This is a genomic window from Kaistella sp. 97-N-M2 (assembly GCF_021513235.1).
Lineage (GTDB): Bacteria > Bacteroidota > Bacteroidia > Flavobacteriales > Weeksellaceae > Kaistella.
The window spans coordinates 1,756,889-1,774,698 of record NZ_CP090976.1 but is presented as its reverse complement, the minus strand read 5'-3'; the positions used below and the strand labels follow the sequence as shown (position 1 = coordinate 1,774,698).

The window sequence follows — 17,810 nt, the reverse complement described above, 5'->3', positions numbered from 1 at the left end:
TCTTTTTGCGCAACGGAGTGAAGCAAAAAAGCGGGAACGGAGGGCGGAAAAAGGCGCCCAAAAAATTATGCCATCGGATGACGGAATCCCGCGCTGTATCGTCCGGTTACATAATGCTCCAACTGGCGCTCGATGTCGCCTAACAAGGAACTTGCGCCAAACCGGAACAAATGCGGTGTTAACCAGTCGTTGCCTAATTCTTCTTTTATCAAAATTAAATAATCGAGTGCCTGTTTTGCTTTTTGAATTCCGCCCGCGGGCTTGTAGCCGACCTTCACGCCGGTTAATTCGTAATAATCGCGGATGCAGCGGATCATGACCAAACTCACAGCTAAAGTGGCATTCACCGATTCTTTTCCGGTAGAAGTTTTAATGAAATCGGATCCCGCCATCATGGCGACCCAGGAGGCTTTTGCGACTTTGGTGTAGGTGGGAATTTCGCCGGTTGCTAGAATTGTTTTCATGTGGGCGGCGCCACAAGCTGCGCGGCAAAGCTTAATTTCGTCGTAGAGTTCTTTCCATTTTGATTGTAGCACCAGATCGCGCGAAATAACGATGTCGATTTCTGTAGCGCCGGCTGCGACAGATTTTTTTATTTCGGAAATTTTATCTTCCAGGGAAATTTTACCTGCCGGAAATCCTGTGGATACTGCGGCGATGGGAATTGAAGTTCCCTGTAACGCTTCTTTGGCAAAGGGGATTAAATTGTGATACACACAAACTGCTCCTGTTGTAAGATTGGCGTTCTGCATGCCCAACGTGCGTAAAATATCGGCACGCACGGGATTTTTTGCTTTTTCGCACAGTCGCATTACGTTTCCGCGCGTGTCGTCTCCGGCAAGCGTGGTGAGGTCGATCATGGAAATGGCTTTCAGTAACCAGGCCGCCTGATATTCTTTCTTCACGCTTCGTCGGCCGCCCAACGTAGCTACGCGGCGATCGACGGCGCTGCGATTGACATTAATCGCATCAAAATATTTTGTATTGAAAGCCAAACCTCCGTTTCTTGCTTCGCTTTGAATTTGAGGTGATTGTATTGGATCTTTGTCTATTACGTTCGTCATAAGTCAGAAACTTTTAATAACAATTATAAGTGTAAAATTAACCAATTCTCTTTAAACCGCGTCACGACTTACGGTAAATATTGAATCTGGGCGGAGGTAAAAAAAATACACTCCTTTCGAAGTGTACGAGGTATTATCCACCAATTTTGAATATTAAACCTTTAACTGCCGGTTAATGCTTTGCTCCAAAGATATAAAGGTCTCGGTCCGCGTGACGCCTTTAAGTTTTTGAAGTTTATTTAAAATTACCATAAGATGATCATTGTCGCGACACAACACTTTAAGGAAAATGGTATAATTCCCCGTGGTGTAATGCGCTTCCACTACTTCATTTACTTCCTGCAACGCTTTAATGGCATCGTGATAATGGCTGGGCTGATCTAAAAAGACACCAATATAAGAAACAACTTTGTACCCTATTTTCCGGGCATTAAGGAAAGAGATAGAGTTCTCGATCACGCCAGCCTGTTCAAGTTTTTTAATTCTCTGATGGACGGCAGTGGTAGAAATGCCTACATTTTTAGATATATGGGCTAAGGAAGTTTTCGCATTATCCATCAGCATGTATATAATCTCTTTGTCGACTAAATCTAAATGGTAATCTGAATTAGTTGCATTTTTCATTTATTCATTTTTAGTTTTTAAACTATTTGTAAATTCTGTAAGTACGGGGAAGTGGTCGCTATACCCACCCAAATATCTTGACCCTGCGAAGGTTCTAAAAGGTCGTGTACTGAACTTTTCGTCCCAGGTCGCTAATTTGTGATGATTGAAAACTTTTGATTCTTTAAATTGCAAAGAAGAACTCTTTTCAAAAAAATGGTTAGACAAAATGATCTGGTCAAAAAGTAAGCCACTTTTATAATGAAAAGTAGAAAATTTCCCCTTTTGAAACAATTCCAGGGAGGGGTTAACCAAAATTTTATCTAAATTCTCACCTCGAACAAAATTTTGAATCATTTCATCATCGGGATCTTCATTAAAATCTCCGCAGATTATTATGGCTTCATTTTTTCTGGAAATCATGTCGGTGATTTTACCGCGGAGCTCATTTAAAATGTATTGCCGTTTCGGTTTATTGATGTTTTTCTCCCGTTTGGAAGGGAGGTGCAGCACGAAAACATTGATGATCTCCGACAAGTAGTTGATTCTGCAATGTAAAACATCGCGTGTCGTATCGTAATTGGACGGGTTATTATCGGAAATTTCGAAAAAATAAGTGATAGGTTCTGCCGATACGATTTCGACTTTTGTTTGATCGTAAAGCAGTGCGACATCGACGCCGCGCTCATCCATCGAATCGAAATGAATAACGCCGTAAGTGGAATTAAATGGCGGCAAAGCAACCAGTTCTTCCAGCGGCTTCTGGCCCTGAACCTCTGATAATCCGATGATTAGAGGCAACACACCTTCGGTTTCCTGAATTAGTTCGAAAACGTGAGCGATCTTGAATAATTTATTCGTGTATTTTCTTTGATCCCAGTTTCTCAGGCCAGATATAGTAGGATCTAATTTATGAACGGGCGGGGGATCCGGAGAAAATAGATTCTCAACATTATAAAAAGCGATCAGCTCTTTACCTTCATTATTTGTCATTAAAATTTCCTCCTTTTTATTATTGTAAATTTAATAAAAAAAATTAGTTATGACTGATTTTATTCTAAAATATCCGGTCTTTTTTCCTGGGTAATTTTCAGCGCTTCATCATGAAGCCAAATTTCTATCTTTTTGGAGTTGCCGCTCAGTAAAATTTCCGGAACTTTTAGTCCTTTGTAATCCGAAGGTCTGGTGTAAATAGGCGGCGAAAGAAGATTGTCCTGAAAACTGTCGGTTAAAGCACTTTGTTCGTCATTTAGCACGCCGGGAAGCAATCTGATGATGGAATCGGCGAGCACACAAGCCGCCAGTTCTCCACCCGTCAGAACGTAATCGCCAATTGAAATTTCTTTTGTAATATGAAGTTCGCGCACGCGTTGGTCGATGCCTTTATAATGCCCGCAAAGAAAAATAAGATTTTTTTTAGGGAAAGGGTATTCGCTATCTTCTGCGTTAATGTTTTGCCGTCGGGGGTTAGATAAATGATTTCATCGTAAGTGCGCTGGGATTTTAAGTCGGAAATACACAGATCCAGCGGTTCAACCAACATCACCATTCCGGCGCCACCGCCATAAGGTTCGTCGTCAACCTGCCGATGTTTTCCCAGACCATAATCCCGTAACTGATGAAAATGCACTTCTGCTAAACCCTTATCCACTGCCCGTTTTAAAATAGAGGCTTGAAATGCGCTCGCCATTAATTCGGGCAAAACACTTATAATATCAATTCTCATTGTTCAGTATTGTTCTTTCTGTTCGGAAGGATAATTAGGCGCAGCGAGGAGTCTTTGTTGAAGTAACTCCACATCCAGTTAAAAAAGATGGCGATTTTGTTTCGTACAGAAAGAATGAGCATTAAATGCAGGAACATCCAGAAATACCAGGCCAAAAGACCTTGGAATTTAAAACCAGGAAGATCGACGACCGCCCGGTGTTTCCCGATAGTGGCCATACTCCCCTGATCATTGTATTCATATTCCTTCCAATCTTTTTCGGAATCTTTCAATAGATTTTTGGCTAAATTTTTACCTTGATTAATGGCAACATTGGCAACCTGAGGATGCGCGTCCGGATATTTTGGAGTTTCCATATGCGCAATATCTCCAATAGCGAAAATATTATCGTAGCCTTGAACCCGATTATAACGATCCGTTTTGTAACGGTTTCTGACAATAACTGCCGGATTCAAACCGTCGATTATATTTCCCGTTACACCTGCAGCCCAGATGACATTATTGGAAGCGATTGTTTTTCCGCTTTTCATGCTTACTTTATCGCCGTCGTAATCGGTCACAAATTCGTCACTCATCAGGTGAACGCCAAGTTCTTTCAGGTACTGTTCCGATTTTACCTGAGCTTCCTCACTCATTACATTTAAAGGCATATCTGTCGAACTAATCAAAACGATCTTTAAATCATCAAAATTCATGTGGGGATAATCGCGCGGAAGAATATCTTTTTTCATCTCGGCAAAGGCACCGGCCAATTCCACCCCTGTGGGACCGCTGCCAACGATTACAACATTCCAGTTGCCATCATCGGAACGTCGCTTTTCAATAATTAATTTCTCGAACGTTGAAAGGACGTGGTTCCGTATCGCGATGGCTTCCTGCGTATTTTTCATCCCAAACGTAAGACTTTCCATCTTCGTGTTCCCGAAAAAATTAGTCTTACATCCGGTGGCGATTACCAATTTATCGTAGGTAAATTCGGCTTCGGCAGTAACGATTTTATTTTGTTCCGGTACAATTTTCTCAACCTCAATCATTCGATATTGAATGTTGCGGGATCTTTGAAATATTTTTCGAAAAGGAAAAGAAATGTTACTCGGTTCAATCCGTCCACATGCCACCTGGTAAAAAAGAGGCTGAAACATGTGATGATTCACCTTGTCGATAACGATTACTTTTTTTCGCTTTTTATTGAGTGCTTTTGCCAACTGAAGTCCGGCAAATCCACCACCGATGATTACAATTTTTTCGCGTGTTCCCATAGGACAAAATTACGGAATTTTTTATAGTTGGAATTTTCAAATAGAAACGGTACAAATAAAAAAATCCTTGTTACCAAGGATTCTGCTTATTGTTTAATGATTTGGGTGACTTTCTGCGTATTGTCACTCAACGTATACTTCATGAGATATTTGCCGGGTCTTAATTTATCCAGACGAATCTCGCCAGAATTCATATTCACCACATATTCGGCAACCTGCACTCCTAAGATGGAATAAAAAGTTACGGATTTAACTTTTAAACTTGCATCTTTTGACTTTACTATAATAAAATCTTTTGCCGGGTTCGGAAAGGCTAAAAGTGCGCCATCGTCAGATTTCTGATTGGCAGCAATCGGTTCTCTCCCAACAGACTGAGCGGAAACTTTTTCCGAAAAAAACTGTTAAACTGCCGATAAATATTAAAGAAAATAATAATTTTTTCACCTTATAACGCTTTACGTTGTATAATTGCACCTACAAATGTAAGAATTTCGTATAAATACACAATAGTTTTTTAATAAAACTATAATTAAATTTGCAGCAGCTAATTCAAATATTATTCCAAAATGATTATTTATTCCAGAAATCGCAGATTACGTACAACACCTTCTATGAGAGCCTTGGTACAGGAAACATATCTCACAACCAACGATTTCGTCATGCCCATTTTTGTAATGGAGGGCGAGAATAAAGAGGAAGCAATTCCGTCCATGCCGGGAATAATGCGCCGAACGTTGGACCTGACTGTAAAAGAGTGCAAAGAATTATTTTCTTTAGGCGTAAAAGGGGTGAATCTTTATATGAAAGTTTCGGAAAACCTGAAAGATAACCGCGGAACCGAATCCTGGAACAAAAACGGCTTGATGCAAAATACCATCAAAGCGATTAAAGATGCAGTGCCGGAAATGATCATTATGCCCGACGTGGCGCTGGATCCCTACTCTATTTATGGACACGACGGAATTATTACCAACGGAAAGATTGATAACGATGCGACGAACGACGCGCTGGTGAAAATGTCGGTTTCGCATGCTGAAGCAGGTGCAGACATCGTCGCGCCGAGCGATATGATGGACGGTCGTGTGGGCGTTATCCGCGCAGGTTTGGAAGAAAATGGTTTTACTGACGTGGGAATTTTAAGCTACGCCGCTAAATATGCGAGTTCTTTTTACGGACCGTTCAGAAGCGCTTTGGATTCGGCTCCCGTGGACAATCAGGAAATTCCGAAAGATAAAAAAACGTATCAGATGGATTTTCACAATTCACGCGAGGCCATCGACGAAGTCTTAAAAGATGTGGCTGAAGGTGCCGATATCATTATGATTAAACCCGGAATGCCTTATCTTGATATCGTAGCGAAAGTTCGCGACGTTATCGATCTTCCAGTCGCAGTTTTTAACGTAAGCGGCGAATACGCGATGTTGAAAGCGGCCGCGCAAAACGGCTGGCTGGATAACGACAAAGCCATTATCGAAAGTTTAACCTGCATCAAAAGAGCCGGCGCCGATATGATTTTCACGTACGCCGCGAAAGAAGCAGCGATCTTGCTGAATCAATAAGATTTATAAAAAAGAGCTTCTAAAATTAGAAGCTCTTCCTCTTTAAAACCAACCTTTTTTATTTTGAATATATGTCTGATCGAATTGGGCATCACTCATCGTAAAATAAATAATGCCTTCAATAAAGGGAATTACGGAGGCAACACCACAAGTAACGATGTTAAGACCGATTTGGATAACTCCTTCTTTAATGTAGCCAAGAAAAAATTTGTTCGCACCAAAAATTCCAAGTAAAATCCCCAAAAGCCCCGCGGCGATTTTCTTCTCGGAACGGTAATTTCCGTTATTAAAATTCTGATTTTGTGAAGATCCCTGAGTATAACCGTAAGTTTCCATTGTTTGATTTTTTAATTAGTAGTTTGGAAATCAGTCGGAAGATCGCAGAAAAAGTTACATCAAACCTTGCCAAGATAGAACAATCCAAGACATCTTTGATTTTCGTCTAAATTGAGAAAATCATTCAAATGACTTACCGTTCCGGGAGAACTCCAATAGCATCCCACATTATTTGCACTTGCGGTAAGATACATATTCTGCACGCCCATCGCCGTCGCAGCGATTTCTTCCCACTCCGGAACCAGGCCGCTGAAGTTCACACAAATGGTGATGATGGCGTCGGATTTTGAAATCTTATTCGAAATATCCAGATATTTTTTTTCCAGAAAAGTTTCGGGTGAGGTTGTGGTCTTATAAATTTCGGCGAGTTTTTTTCCCAATTGTGCTTTTTCTTCCTTCCGAAAAACCCTCAAACGCCAGGGTTTTGTTTTTTTGTGATTTGGGGCAAACTTTGCGGAACTCAGAATTTCTTCTAAAACTTCCTCCTCAATGGCTTCCCCGGTATAATCTTTCGGAAAAACACTTCTTCTGTTTTCGATGATTTTTCTTAAAACTGTAGCTTCATTCATAAAGACAAAATTACAAATTGTAAATCCAACCGAAATTTAATTTAAAGAGGAGTGTGGAAAATTTTGCGGTTACTTTTATAACTGATAAAATTACTGCCTGTAAAAGTGAGCACGATCAACCCAACCAAAATCAATGTTACGACGCGGGAAGTTTCGCCCATCAAGGGATTTAATACTGAAAGAATAAGGAAAAGAACACTATAAATAATTCCTGCAGTTACCCATATTTTACCGGGTTCGGGAAAGGATTCGATGGTGATATTTTTTTTCCGGCTTACGATAGGAAGCAGTTTTTGATGATCCCAAATCAGTAATAAAATCACGGCGATCATCATTAAAGAAGTAATAATCCAGGTTCCTTTAAAAGACAGACTTAAGGTAATGAGCCAAACATTGGTAAGAATTGCGGCAAACAGGAGCGTACCTAAAAGTGCATAGCGTTGCGTGAGCAATAAAACTCCCGCCGTTATTTGCGCCAGGCCAAGAAAATTCCAGTAAAATCCGGATTGATAAAGGGCTTCAAAAAAATATCCAATGGGTGATTCTGTGGAAATATTCGTAAAACGGTGTCCTATTAATTTTGTCATTCCGGAGGGGAGAAAAGCCAGTCCAACCAGATATCTTAAATGAATGATGATCCAATTATTTAACTTATTTCTCCTTAACTGCCGAAATTTCATAGGGCTCACATTTAAAAATAAAGACTAAAAAAAGAAGGTTACTTAATATTTCTGAGAATAATCAGCATCTTCACTACATAATCTCCATGATTTCCTGACTGATGTTATTGAGCACAAAGGAATCGCCCGGTTTTTTACCGAACATTATTTTGGCCATGGGACTTTCCTCGGAGATGGCATAAAAACGGTCGCCTTCGAAGAAAAACTCACCCAACGACACGGAAATGTAGAACCTCGCCTTATTCGTGAAGACAAGCGACCCAATATTCACCCTTTCAGACGGCGCGTTCAGCACCTTATTTAACTTGTGTTTCAGATCGTTCAGTGATGCCAACTGTTTCTGCATTTGGTAGATTTCCTCCTGCATTTCTTCACGCATCGAATCGTATTTTGGCGTCTTTTTAATTTCATGGCTTGCTTCCACGGTGAACTCCAAAAAATTCTTTAGCTTAACAATTTTTTCGGCTATCGTTTCTTTTACGTATTCTCGAATATCAGATTTGGAAACGGTCTTATTCAGCATAAACCTTAATTTTTTAATAAATATAAAAAATCTTTTTTAAACTGTTTCTCTAGTTTTTAAATGATCACGATCGGAAAATCTGATTACAAAACTTCCTTGATTTTCTGGCGCATGGCCTCGTAAAGAATAGCACCACACGCTACGGAAACGTTGAGTGATTCCGTTTTACCTTCTATCGGCAATTTTATTTTTTCGTCGGAATGATGTAAAACTTCCTTGGAGATTCCGGTTTCTTCATTTCCCATCACGATGGCGCAAGGTTGCGTGAAATCGACGTCGTAATATAATTTTTGGGCTTTTTCTGTCGCAGAAAAGACCTGAAGACCGGATTGCTGCAGAAAATCGACGGTATGGGCAAGATTTTTTTCTTTACAGATTTTTAAATTATAAATAGCGCCGGCGGAAGTTTTAATGGCGTCGGAATTAATTGGTGCCGCGCCTTTTTCTGGAAGAACGACGGCGTGAATCCCGACGCATTCTGCAGTACGGCAAATCGCACCAAAATTTCTGACATCCGTTAAACGGTCTAAAATTAAAAGAAAAGGCGTCTTGCCTTCCTCGAAAAGTCGCGGCAAAACATCTTCAATTTTTTCAAACGGCACATCGGAAATAAAGGCTACAACGCCCTGATGATTTTTTCGGGTGAAGCGGTTCAGTTTTTCAACCGGAACATAATTCGCGCGGATCTTATGTTTGGCCAAAAGATTTTTCAGTTCGTGGTAAATATCGCCCTGCAAAGCATTCTGCAGAAATATCTTATCAACGGTTTTTCCAGCTTCCAAAGCTTCCATTACGGGTCTTAAGCCGAAAATGAAATCGTCTTTTTTATTGGGTTCCGAACTGAAATTTCCGGGTTTGTCGTTTCTATTTTGAAAATCTTTCAATCTATTTTATTTTTAATTTTTTAAACAATTAGAACGGGTTTTTTCTGCTAAAAACCTTCTCCTAAAATGGCTCTTTTCTGCGCCATAGCGTAACCAAAATGCAAACTTTCGTGCATGTTATTAAAAATGATGGCGTCCTGAATACTTTTGAGATCCAGCCCAAAACTCGTGGTGTACGGGGTGTAATCGGCAAAGAAATCTGCATCGTAATCCTTCATCAGGATTTTTGACGTTTCGGTAAGCAGAAAAGCCAGATCATCAACTTCCGACTGCTGGACGTTGAGGTTTGGAAGCGTTCCTTTTTTGTAGGTTTCGATCCAGTATTTATCGATGCGGAAGGGGTTTCCACTTAAATAGTAACACAAAAGCTGCTGCGTGGCCACAGTGTGTGCGATATTCCAGTAAAGATTGTTATTGAAACCATCGGGAATCAACATTAAATCTTTTTGGGAAGTATTTTGAAGAATTTCTAAAAGATTTCGTCGGACCTGGCGGTGTGCCTGAAAATGATAATTCATTTTGCTGTTTTTAATGCCCCAAAAATAGGTTAATTAACTGAAAAAGACAAAACTAGATACGCTCATTTTCGCCGAAGAAGAAAACCACTTCATATTTTGCTGGTGACGGTTGTTTTCTTAGAAGATCCCACCGTAACCAGTCCTGATTGCAGCGGTTACCCCGCAACACGCGTTGGCAAAAGCAGTGGCGTGAGGAATAGGAGCGGAAAGCAGGTTCCCGACTCCCCATAATCCCGCGGAAACGGCTTTGTAGGCGGATCAGCGGATTTCTTTTAACAAACTTTAACTTTACATTGGCATTAATTGTGTTGATTGGTGTGGGTATTTAGCAGAAATTTACACTTTAAATTTTAGTAACACTATGTCAGAACTACATCAAGCGGAAGATATCAGACAGCTCACCGAAAAAGTAAGGGAACAGAATTATTTTTTCACCCTCCTAAAACAAGAAATCAACAAAGCAATTATCGGACAGGAATACATGGTAGATCGTTTACTCATCGGTCTTCTGGGGAATGGTCACGTTCTGTTGGAAGGGGTTCCGGGTTTGGCGAAAACTTTGGCGATTAAAACTTTGGCAGATGCTGTTGAAGGAGAATTTTCGCGAATTCAGTTTACGCCCGATTTATTACCCGCAGATGTGGTCGGAACGTTGATCTACAATATTAAAGAAAACGATTTTTCCATTAAAAGAGGTCCTATTTTCGCAAACTTTGTTTTGGCGGATGAGATCAACCGGGCGCCCTCCAAAGTGCAGTCAGCTTTACTGGAAGCGATGCAGGAAAAACAGGTGACCATCGGTGATGAAACGATGCCTTTACCCAAACCGTTTTTGGTTCTGGCCACGCAGAATCCCATCGATCAGGAAGGAACTTACCTTTTACCGGAAGCGCAGAGCGACCGTTTTATGATGAAATGCACCATCAGCTATCCGGATTTTGAGGATGAAAGAGAAATTATGAAAATGGTGGCCACCTCGCATCAACCCGTAATTCGTCCGGTAATTTCACTGCAGAATATTGTGGAAGCGAAAGAACTCATCAATCAGATTTATCTGGACGAAAAAATTGAAAAATACATTTTGGATATGGTTTTCGCGACGCGTTTCCCGGAGAAATACGGACTTTCAGAACTGAAAAGCCTGATCAGTTTCGGAGCTTCGCCACGAGCGTCCATCAACCTCGCGATCGCCGGACGGGCCATGGCATTCCTGAAAAACAGGGCTTTTGTAATTCCGGAAGATATTAAAGATATTGCAAAGGATATTTTGCGCCACCGAATTGGTTTGAGTTTCGAAGCCGAAGCCGAAGAAATTACCGCCGACGATATTGTGGATAAAATTTTAGGAAAAGTTCAGGCACCTTAAAACATCAGTGATAAATGATTGTTGGCGATCGATTTTCCGGATCGTAACTCAATAACCGCCGCTCAATTATGGAAATTAAAGACATCATCAAAAAAGTAAAGCAAATTGAAATTCGGACGAAGAAAAAGTCCGAGGCTACTTTGATGGGTCAATATCACAGCGCATTCAAAGGTCAGGGAATGACTTTTTCAGAGGTTCGCCCTTACCAGTTCGGTGACGAGATTCGCCGGATCGACTGGAATAAAACCGCGCGTTTTCGCGAACCTTTCGTGAAAGTGATGGAAGAAGAACGCGAACTGACGATGATGCTTTTGGTGGACATTTCCGCCTCCATGAATTACGGCACAAAAACGCAGCTGAAACGCGAGTTCGTCGCAGAGATTGCGGCAAGTCTGGGTTTTTCGGCTGCCGGAAATAACGATAAAGTAGGCTTAATTCTGTTCGCTGACAAAGTATATAAAGTAATTCCGCCGCAAAAAGGAAGAAAACATATTCTGGCGATTATCAGTAATATTTTAAGCGCAGATTACGTTCCCGCCGAATCGAAAATCCACGTCGCGCTGGAATATATGATGAATGTTTTCAAAAAAAGATCGTTTCTTTTTATGTTTTCGGATTTTGAAGATGCTTATGATGTTAAAATTCTGAGAGTCGCCTCGCGGAAACATCAGTTGCTGGGAATGCGGATTTTTGATGATAAAGACAATGAAATTCCGGATGTAGGATATACGCTTTTTCAGGATGCAGAAACCGGCAGACAGGTTTGGGCAAACACGTCGAGCGCAAGATGGCGGTACGAATTCGCGGAGAAACAAAAGCAGGAAGTCCGCAGTTTGGAGGAAGCTTTTGAAAGTTCCTCGGCAGGTTTTATGAATATCAATACGGGCGAAGATTATTCGAAATTTTTGTATCAGTATTTTAGAAAGAGGTGATGAAATCTCTCTCCTTATGGCAATGCAGTTTGCATTCAATAAAAATAAATTAAGTTTTGAAAAAAATATTTTTTATCGTTTTCTCCCTTCTCAATGTTGTGCTGTTTGCGCAGACATTGGGCTCCAAACTCGACAAAAAAACTTTGGCTTTAGGCGAAGTGGGTACTTTTCGGGTGAGCATTTCTAACCTTCAGGGAAAAGATGTTGTGTCGGCACCAGTTAACGAACTGCTGCCCTTTCATTTTGAGGAGATCAAAGACAGCATCAGCAAAGAAGCCGATCATTACGACAGAATTATTGAATTTCAGGTATTTGAAGAAGGAAAATTTAATATTCCCGCGCTGGATTTTCGCATCGGCGGCGAACTTTACCACACCATTCCCTACGAAGTTGAAGTCATCAATACCGCGCAAAAAGGCGATCAAATTAACGACATCATGAAAAACAAAGAGGTAAAACTCGATGTTAAAGATTACTGGCAGATGTACAAATGGTATATTTTAGGTGTTTTAATTGTACTCGCTCTGATATTTATTATTTATCAGATCATCAAATATGGCAAACGCAGAAAAAGCTCTCCCGCTGTTATGACGAACCAAACCTTGAAAGATCTGGAGAATTTAAAGAAGAAAAAATATATCGAAAATGGCGATTACCGGTCCTTTTATGTGGAATTAATCGACATCTCCCGAAACTTTATGACCAAACAATATCAAATTCCGGCCGATGTTTTACTCACCGATGATCTTATCGATGTGATGAAGCTGAACAACGCTATTTCGCCCGAAAATGAAAAGATCGTCGAAGAAATTTTCCTTCGCGGAGATCTCGTGAAATTTGCAAAAACGTTTCCGGACCAAACCACTATGGAGAAAGACTTTAATGAAATGAAAACCTTTGTGAAAAGATCGTCCAAAGATCTGGAAATGGACCAATTACGAACCGGAGTATAACAGAAAAAAATGGCATTTAATTTTTTAAATTTCGAATTTTACAGTCCGTGGTTCCTACTGCTCTTTCTGGCCTTCCTTCCTCTTTTTATTCTGGATATGCGGAAGAAAGCACGCGCCGGCATCAAAGTTCCCACAACGAAGAACATGCAGGAAAACAGAGGCATACTGTTCGTTCTTTTTCTGTTGAAAATTTCGAAATACCTCATTCTCACCTGTTTAATCATCGCAATGGCGCGCCCGCGAACCTTTACCATTTCGCAGGATCAGGACGACAGCAAAGGAATCGACATTATGCTCTCCGTAGACGTTTCCCTCAGTATGCTCGCCAAAGATCTTGAGCCCGACCGCCTCACCGCTCTTAAAAATATCGCCAAACGGTTCGTCGATAAACGACCCGGCGACCGCATTGGCCTCGTTACCTATTCCGGCGAGGCTTTTACGAAAGTTCCCGTAACTTCCGATCACGCCGTGGTTATCGATGAATTAGAAAATCTAAACCCGCTCGAACTGCAGCCCGGAACCGCCATTGGCGAAGGACTTTCCGTTGCCGTAAGCCACCTGAAAAGCAGCAAGGCCAAGTCGAAAATCATCATTTTAATGACGGACGGCGTAAATACCATTGAAAATGCCATGCCCACGCAGGTTGGGGCTCAACTTGCAAAAACCAACGACATCAAAGTATATTCCATCGGAATTGGAACCAATGGTTACGCCCTGATGCCCACCTCTACGGATATTTTCGGCGATCTCGTTTTCTCTGAAGCCGAAGTAAAAATCGACGAGCCGGTTCTGCGCGAAATTGCCCAAACCACCGGCGGCAGGTACTTTCGCGCTACATCCAACGAAAGTTTAGAGAACGTTTACGAGGAAATTAACCAACTCGAAAAATCCGAACTGAAATCTACCAAACTCTATAATTATCAGGAATATTTCCGGATTTTCCTCTGGATTGCACTGGTTATTTTGGTTTTAGATGCACTTTTACGCTGGGTATTTTACAAATTTTTAAGTTAAAAAATGCGTATTTTTAGAAGCACCACTTTTTCAGTTTCTCCGAAAAGACCACCCGCTTTTCATTCCAATCTTTTTCTTTTCCCGAAGAAAAAGAAAAAGGATTTTCCCTTCAATCGGGGCTGGAAGACAGGGGATTTTGTCTTCCAACAGGAAAAGAAGCTGATAAAAAACCTCGAGCGGTTGTGCCTGAAATAAAGAATTAAAAAATGAACTGGACTTTAGGAAATTACTGGTATTTACTTTTGCTGCTGCTTTTGCCGCTGCTCGGCATTATTATGGTCGCTTACCTCAAATGGAAAAATACTAAAAAAGATGTCTTTGCTGAAGCCAGGTTTCAGCCCGAACTCTTCGAGAAAAAATCGGCGTTTTCCAAAATATTGCCCCTACTTTATCTTTTAGGCACGCTCTTCCTTATCATTGCCATCGTCGACGTTTTAAGCGGCCGTGAGGAAGTAAAGACGAAACAGAAAATGAACAACGTCATCTTTCTGCTCGATGTTTCCAACTCCATGAATGCGCAGGATGTAGAACCCAACCGTCTTGATGAAGCCAAAAACATCATCGTGAACACGATGTCCAAAATGCGCAATGATAAAGTTGGAATCGTGGTTTTTGCCGGCGAAGCGACATCCATAATGCCCTTAACAACTGATTTTACCGCTGTGGAAACGTATATTGGCGGCGTAGAAACAAGCATCGTGAAATTACAGGGAACCGATTTTTTAACCGGAATGAAAACGGTAGCTTTTAAATTTAAAGACATTGCAAAAGGCTCCCGGAAAGTCGTTATTTTAAGCGACGGCGAAGATAATGAAAGCAATGAAAAATCTGCCATCAAGTTGGCGAACAAAGAAGGAATTACTGCCATCACCGTGGGCATTGGTTCGGAAGAAGGTGCGCCCATCCCGGAGTACGTTTTCGGCCAGTTGATGGGTTATAAAACCGATATGAATGGGCAAACTGTTATTTCCAAACGGCAGGTTAATGCGCTGAAGAATATCGCTGCGCAAACCGGCGGAACTTACGTGGACGGAAATAATCTGGAAAGTGCCAGTTCACAGATCATCGATGGACTGGCGAGAACTTCTACCTCCTCCGAAAGCATCGTGAAATCCCAAAATGCCATTCATTATTACCAGTATTTTCTGGGAGTTTCCCTCTTCTTTTTTCTTCTTATTTTCCTGTTGAATCCTAAGAAGGACTTTAATATTTAAGTCATAATCCACAAATACAGAGTATTTTAACCCAAATTTAACAATATCTGAGAGGAATCTTAACATATAAAGAGATAATTTTGCAGTAATGAATTTGAAACTACTTTTTGCAGCGCTTATCGCCATCTTTTGCTTACCTTTTTTTTCCGCTCAGGAAAACTACAATACGCTTGTCTACAAAGGGAATCAGGATTTTGGTAAAAAGAACTACGAATCTTCCTCTTCCAAATACCTGGAAGCGGTTCAGCTAAACGATAAAGATTTTACAGCCCATTACAATCTGGGCAATTCCCTGTACAAACGTAAGATGTACGACGAAGCGAAAGCGGAGTTCGAAAAAGCGGAGCAACGTGCCGCATCCCTTCCCGACAAAGCCGCTTCTCTTTATAATCTGGGAAACGCCCATTTCGAAAAGAATGACACCAAGAAAGCGGCCGAATTGTATAAACAGGCACTGAAACAGGATCCTTACAACGAAACGATTCGTAAAAATTACGAGATCGCCATGCTTAAAGAGAAGGAGAAGGAAAACCAAAAAAATAAAAAAGATCAATCCGGCGGCGGCGGCGGAAATGATCAGGAAAAAGACAGCAAAAAAGGTCAGGAAAAAGGAGATACACCCGAACAGCAGGCCGGCAACGGACAGAAAAATAAAGGCGAAGGTGCAGGCCAGGATCCTAATGAAAATAAAAACGATAACTCCGGTAAAATGCCGAAAGATCTTGAAAACTCAATTCTTAATCGTGTAGAAAATAAAGAACGGGAAACCGCAAAACGGATTCTTAATAAAAATTCCTATTCGATGCCGCAAAGCAACGAAAAGGATTGGTGATGAAACGGCGACTACCTTACATATTATTTCTATTTTCTGCCCTGTTCACTTATGGACAGGTCACTTTGGCAGTTTCTGAAGTTAAAGACGCGAAAGTTAACCAGCGTTTTAACCTAACGGTGATTTTGGAAATTAACGGAGAAAATATGGAACAGGAAACGCCGCTCCGTATGCCGGATCTTTCCAAATTCGATATTATTGGTTCGGCTTCAGAACAAAATACAATTGTTCTGGATGGAAAGAAAGGCGAAGTCCTCAATCAAATGGTTTACCAGTGGGTTTTGAGCCCGAAAGAAAGCGGAAAAGTAAAATTCGGCTCCGTGCTTGTAACCGTTAACGGAAAAATTTACAAAACTGAACCTTTCGAGTTCAACGTACGAGAAAGCGAAGCGAATGCGGCCCTTTCCAACAACGCAGCTCACCGACGAAGTGAGGTCTTCCTAAATTTGGAATTCCAAAATAAGGTCGTTTATAAAAATCAGCCGGCTGTAGCAATCCTGCGTGCGTACAGTAAGGATTACGGAAATTTCCGAAAAGTGAGCAACATCCAGTTCCGGCCGCAGGGAAATGTGCGCATTACACCAATTAATCTTACGAAATCTGAAATAGAGACCAACGCCGGCATGGCCTCGCAAATTCTCGGAACCTATATGGTTTTGCCGAATGAAAGCGGAACAGTGGAGATTAATCCCGTTTCTGCCCTTGTTTCAAATACCTCAAGACCCACCAAAATTTCATCGAATAAAGCAAAATTAAGTGTAAAAAAACTTCCGGCCGGAATGCCGCTGGATTTTAAAAATGCTGTCGGCCAATTCGACGTATCAGTGGCGCAGGGTAATTCGTCCGAAACTCCTGAAGTCGAAAAACCCGTTACCATCACGATGAGACTTTCGGGTGCGGGAAATTTGGAAACACTGCATTTACCGCAAATCGTAAATTCGCCCAATTATATTTCATTCACGCCGCAAATTACCTTTAATACTAACCTGAAAAAGAATGGCTTATCCGGCAATGTAATAGCAGATTATGTGATTATTCCAAAAAAATCGGGACCTGTTTCCATTAATTTTGAAAATTTTTCCTTCTTTGATCCGCAGAGAGAAAAATATGTAGACCTTGGCACAAAATCGCTGCTCCTTAATGTGAAAACGCATGACCAAATTGTAGATGCAAAAACGACCATCGAAAAAGTGAACGATTATACGAACGTTGTTTTAGAGACCGTAAATACGCCGATATTACAAACGCACAACTTAAAAATTAAAGATAAAAGCTCTATCAACTGGAAAATTGTGGTAGGCAACTTGGGATTAATGGTGGTCGTACTTTCCCTCTTTTTATTCATTAGAAAGAAAACAAAAAAAAGAACTTTACCGTTAACCACGACTCCCACCAAGTCTGCTTCTATTGCGGAGACCGAAGCGATCATCAGACAAAATTTAAATCATCATTTTCAGGAAAGTATCGATTATCTAAAAAAATTAGTAGAAGCGAAAGACTTTAAAAAATTCTTCGCCGCTTACCAGGAATTGCATACGGACGTGAAAAAATATTTTTCCGTGCAAAATGAATCTGAATTCAGGAAATATCTGGAACGGACACATGGTGCTAATTTCGTCGATGAATACAGGGATTTTTCCGAAAAAATTCAGATCGAAAAGTTTGCGCCTTTTCATACAGAAGAACATATTGAAGCTCTTTTACAATCCATCGTGACATTATATCAAGAAATTATAAAATAACCAATTATTTTTTATATTTTTGCGAAATTAATAATT

19 protein-coding genes and 1 pseudogene are annotated in these 17,810 nt (G+C 40.8%); 8 read left to right on the top strand and 12 right to left on the bottom strand.

From position 1 onward, the window contains the following. Positions 1-65: 65 nt before the first annotated feature. From deoC to L0B70_RS08360, 6 genes and pseudogenes are all read right to left on the bottom strand, one after another. Positions 66-1,064 (bottom strand): deoxyribose-phosphate aldolase, encoded by a 999-nt coding sequence (deoC, locus tag L0B70_RS08385; RefSeq protein ID WP_235141369.1) that lies wholly within the window; start codon positions 1,062-1,064, stop codon positions 66-68. Between the two features lie 153 nt (positions 1,065-1,217). Beyond that, entirely contained in the window at positions 1,218-1,688 is a 471-nt protein-coding gene (locus L0B70_RS08380; RefSeq protein WP_235141368.1) for an Lrp/AsnC ligand binding domain-containing protein, read from the bottom strand. Then, entirely contained in the window at positions 1,689-2,660 is a 972-nt protein-coding gene (locus L0B70_RS08375; RefSeq protein WP_235141367.1) for an endonuclease/exonuclease/phosphatase family protein, read from the bottom strand. It lies immediately after the preceding gene. A 59-nt stretch (positions 2,661-2,719) separates the two neighbouring features. Next, positions 2,720-3,357: pseudogene (gene trmD, locus L0B70_RS08370) on the bottom strand (tRNA (guanosine(37)-N1)-methyltransferase TrmD). 32 nt (positions 3,358-3,389) lie between these two features. Beyond that, complete coding sequence (locus L0B70_RS08365; RefSeq protein WP_235141366.1) at positions 3,390-4,652, bottom strand: NAD(P)/FAD-dependent oxidoreductase; 1,263 nt, start codon at positions 4,650-4,652, stop codon at positions 3,390-3,392. An 86-nt stretch (positions 4,653-4,738) separates the two neighbouring features. After that, positions 4,739-4,936: a T9SS type A sorting domain-containing protein gene (locus L0B70_RS08360; RefSeq protein WP_235143575.1), complete on the bottom strand. Its 198-nt coding sequence runs from the start codon at positions 4,934-4,936 to the stop codon at positions 4,739-4,741. A 282-nt stretch (positions 4,937-5,218) separates the two neighbouring features. Between L0B70_RS08360 and hemB the strand changes: the two genes are divergently transcribed. After that, on the top strand, positions 5,219-6,211 hold the full coding sequence (gene hemB / locus L0B70_RS08355; protein WP_235141365.1) for a porphobilinogen synthase: 993 nt from the start codon (positions 5,219-5,221) through the stop codon (positions 6,209-6,211). Between the two features lie 42 nt (positions 6,212-6,253). On the opposite strand, the gene L0B70_RS08350 is transcribed toward hemB, so the two are convergent. From L0B70_RS08350 to L0B70_RS08325, 6 genes are all read right to left on the bottom strand, one after another. After that, the gene (locus L0B70_RS08350; protein WP_235141364.1) at positions 6,254-6,547 is read right to left on the bottom strand and encodes a TM2 domain-containing protein; all 294 of its coding nucleotides are present in this window, start codon (positions 6,545-6,547) and stop codon (positions 6,254-6,256) included. A gap of 59 nt (positions 6,548-6,606) precedes the next feature. Beyond that, the gene (locus L0B70_RS08345) at positions 6,607-7,116 is read right to left on the bottom strand and encodes a nitroreductase family protein (RefSeq protein ID WP_235141363.1); all 510 of its coding nucleotides are present in this window, start codon (positions 7,114-7,116) and stop codon (positions 6,607-6,609) included. 41 nt (positions 7,117-7,157) lie between these two features. After that, entirely contained in the window at positions 7,158-7,796 is a 639-nt protein-coding gene (locus tag L0B70_RS08340; RefSeq protein ID WP_235141362.1) for a DoxX family protein, read from the bottom strand. Between the two features lie 73 nt (positions 7,797-7,869). After that, positions 7,870-8,319, bottom strand: coding sequence for a GreA/GreB family elongation factor (locus L0B70_RS08335; RefSeq protein WP_235141361.1), 450 nt, complete (start codon positions 8,317-8,319; stop codon positions 7,870-7,872). An 83-nt stretch (positions 8,320-8,402) separates the two neighbouring features. Beyond that, the gene (gene rlmB / locus L0B70_RS08330) at positions 8,403-9,110 is read right to left on the bottom strand and encodes a 23S rRNA (guanosine(2251)-2'-O)-methyltransferase RlmB (RefSeq protein ID WP_235143574.1); all 708 of its coding nucleotides are present in this window, start codon (positions 9,108-9,110) and stop codon (positions 8,403-8,405) included. Between the two features lie 140 nt (positions 9,111-9,250). Continuing rightward, positions 9,251-9,721 (bottom strand): DinB family protein, encoded by a 471-nt coding sequence (locus L0B70_RS08325; protein ID WP_235141360.1) that lies wholly within the window; start codon positions 9,719-9,721, stop codon positions 9,251-9,253. Positions 9,722-10,082: 361 nt separating this feature from the next. On the opposite strand from L0B70_RS08325, the gene L0B70_RS08320 reads away from it, so the two are divergent. The 7 genes from L0B70_RS08320 (at position 10,083) to L0B70_RS08290 (ending at position 17,774) form a co-directional block, all read left to right on the top strand. After that, positions 10,083-11,087, top strand: coding sequence for a MoxR family ATPase (locus L0B70_RS08320; RefSeq protein ID WP_235141359.1), 1,005 nt, complete (start codon positions 10,083-10,085; stop codon positions 11,085-11,087). Between the two features lie 68 nt (positions 11,088-11,155). Further along, entirely contained in the window at positions 11,156-12,019 is an 864-nt protein-coding gene (locus L0B70_RS08315; RefSeq protein WP_235141358.1) for a DUF58 domain-containing protein, read from the top strand. Positions 12,020-12,075: 56 nt separating this feature from the next. Next, positions 12,076-12,972: a BatD family protein gene (locus L0B70_RS08310; RefSeq protein WP_235141357.1), complete on the top strand. Its 897-nt coding sequence runs from the start codon at positions 12,076-12,078 to the stop codon at positions 12,970-12,972. Between the two features lie 9 nt (positions 12,973-12,981). Further along, complete coding sequence (locus L0B70_RS08305) at positions 12,982-13,986, top strand: VWA domain-containing protein (RefSeq protein WP_235141356.1); 1,005 nt, start codon at positions 12,982-12,984, stop codon at positions 13,984-13,986. Between the two features lie 206 nt (positions 13,987-14,192). Then, the gene (locus L0B70_RS08300) at positions 14,193-15,200 is read left to right on the top strand and encodes a VWA domain-containing protein (protein WP_235141355.1); all 1,008 of its coding nucleotides are present in this window, start codon (positions 14,193-14,195) and stop codon (positions 15,198-15,200) included. A gap of 88 nt (positions 15,201-15,288) precedes the next feature. Next, positions 15,289-16,032 (top strand): tetratricopeptide repeat protein, encoded by a 744-nt coding sequence (locus tag L0B70_RS08295; protein WP_235141354.1) that lies wholly within the window; start codon positions 15,289-15,291, stop codon positions 16,030-16,032. Further along, positions 16,032-17,774 (top strand): BatD family protein, encoded by a 1,743-nt coding sequence (locus L0B70_RS08290; protein ID WP_235141353.1) that lies wholly within the window; start codon positions 16,032-16,034, stop codon positions 17,772-17,774. Before L0B70_RS08295 ends, L0B70_RS08290 begins: the two co-directional genes overlap by 1 nt. Positions 17,775-17,810: the final 36 nt, after the last annotated feature.

Bases quoted from the DNA above. Each gene is read 5' to 3' on its own strand.
- L0B70_RS08305 (WP_235141356.1), top strand. From the start codon at position 12,982: ATGGCATTTAATTTTTTAAATTTCGAATTTTACAGTCCGTGGTTCCTA.
- L0B70_RS08365 (WP_235141366.1), bottom strand. From the start codon at position 4,652: ATGGGAACACGCGAAAAAATTGTAATCATCGGTGGTGGATTTGCCGGA.
- L0B70_RS08375 (WP_235141367.1), bottom strand. From the start codon at position 2,660: ATGACAAATAATGAAGGTAAAGAGCTGATCGCTTTTTATAATGTTGAG.
- L0B70_RS08300 (WP_235141355.1), top strand. From the start codon at position 14,193: ATGAACTGGACTTTAGGAAATTACTGGTATTTACTTTTGCTGCTGCTT.
- hemB (WP_235141365.1), top strand. From the start codon at position 5,219: ATGATTATTTATTCCAGAAATCGCAGATTACGTACAACACCTTCTATG.
- L0B70_RS08315 (WP_235141358.1), top strand. From the start codon at position 11,156: ATGGAAATTAAAGACATCATCAAAAAAGTAAAGCAAATTGAAATTCGG.
- deoC (WP_235141369.1), bottom strand. From the start codon at position 1,064: ATGACGAACGTAATAGACAAAGATCCAATACAATCACCTCAAATTCAA.
- L0B70_RS08320 (WP_235141359.1), top strand. From the start codon at position 10,083: ATGTCAGAACTACATCAAGCGGAAGATATCAGACAGCTCACCGAAAAA.
- L0B70_RS08345 (WP_235141363.1), bottom strand. From the start codon at position 7,116: ATGAATGAAGCTACAGTTTTAAGAAAAATCATCGAAAACAGAAGAAGT.
- L0B70_RS08295 (WP_235141354.1), top strand. From the start codon at position 15,289: ATGAATTTGAAACTACTTTTTGCAGCGCTTATCGCCATCTTTTGCTTA.
- L0B70_RS08325 (WP_235141360.1), bottom strand. From the start codon at position 9,721: ATGAATTATCATTTTCAGGCACACCGCCAGGTCCGACGAAATCTTTTA.
- rlmB (WP_235143574.1), bottom strand. From the start codon at position 9,110: ATGGAAGCTTTGGAAGCTGGAAAAACCGTTGATAAGATATTTCTGCAG.
- L0B70_RS08350 (WP_235141364.1), bottom strand. From the start codon at position 6,547: ATGGAAACTTACGGTTATACTCAGGGATCTTCACAAAATCAGAATTTT.
- L0B70_RS08380 (WP_235141368.1), bottom strand. From the start codon at position 1,688: ATGAAAAATGCAACTAATTCAGATTACCATTTAGATTTAGTCGACAAA.
- L0B70_RS08335 (WP_235141361.1), bottom strand. From the start codon at position 8,319: ATGCTGAATAAGACCGTTTCCAAATCTGATATTCGAGAATACGTAAAA.
- L0B70_RS08340 (WP_235141362.1), bottom strand. From the start codon at position 7,796: ATGAAATTTCGGCAGTTAAGGAGAAATAAGTTAAATAATTGGATCATC.
- L0B70_RS08290 (WP_235141353.1), top strand. From the start codon at position 16,032: ATGAAACGGCGACTACCTTACATATTATTTCTATTTTCTGCCCTGTTC.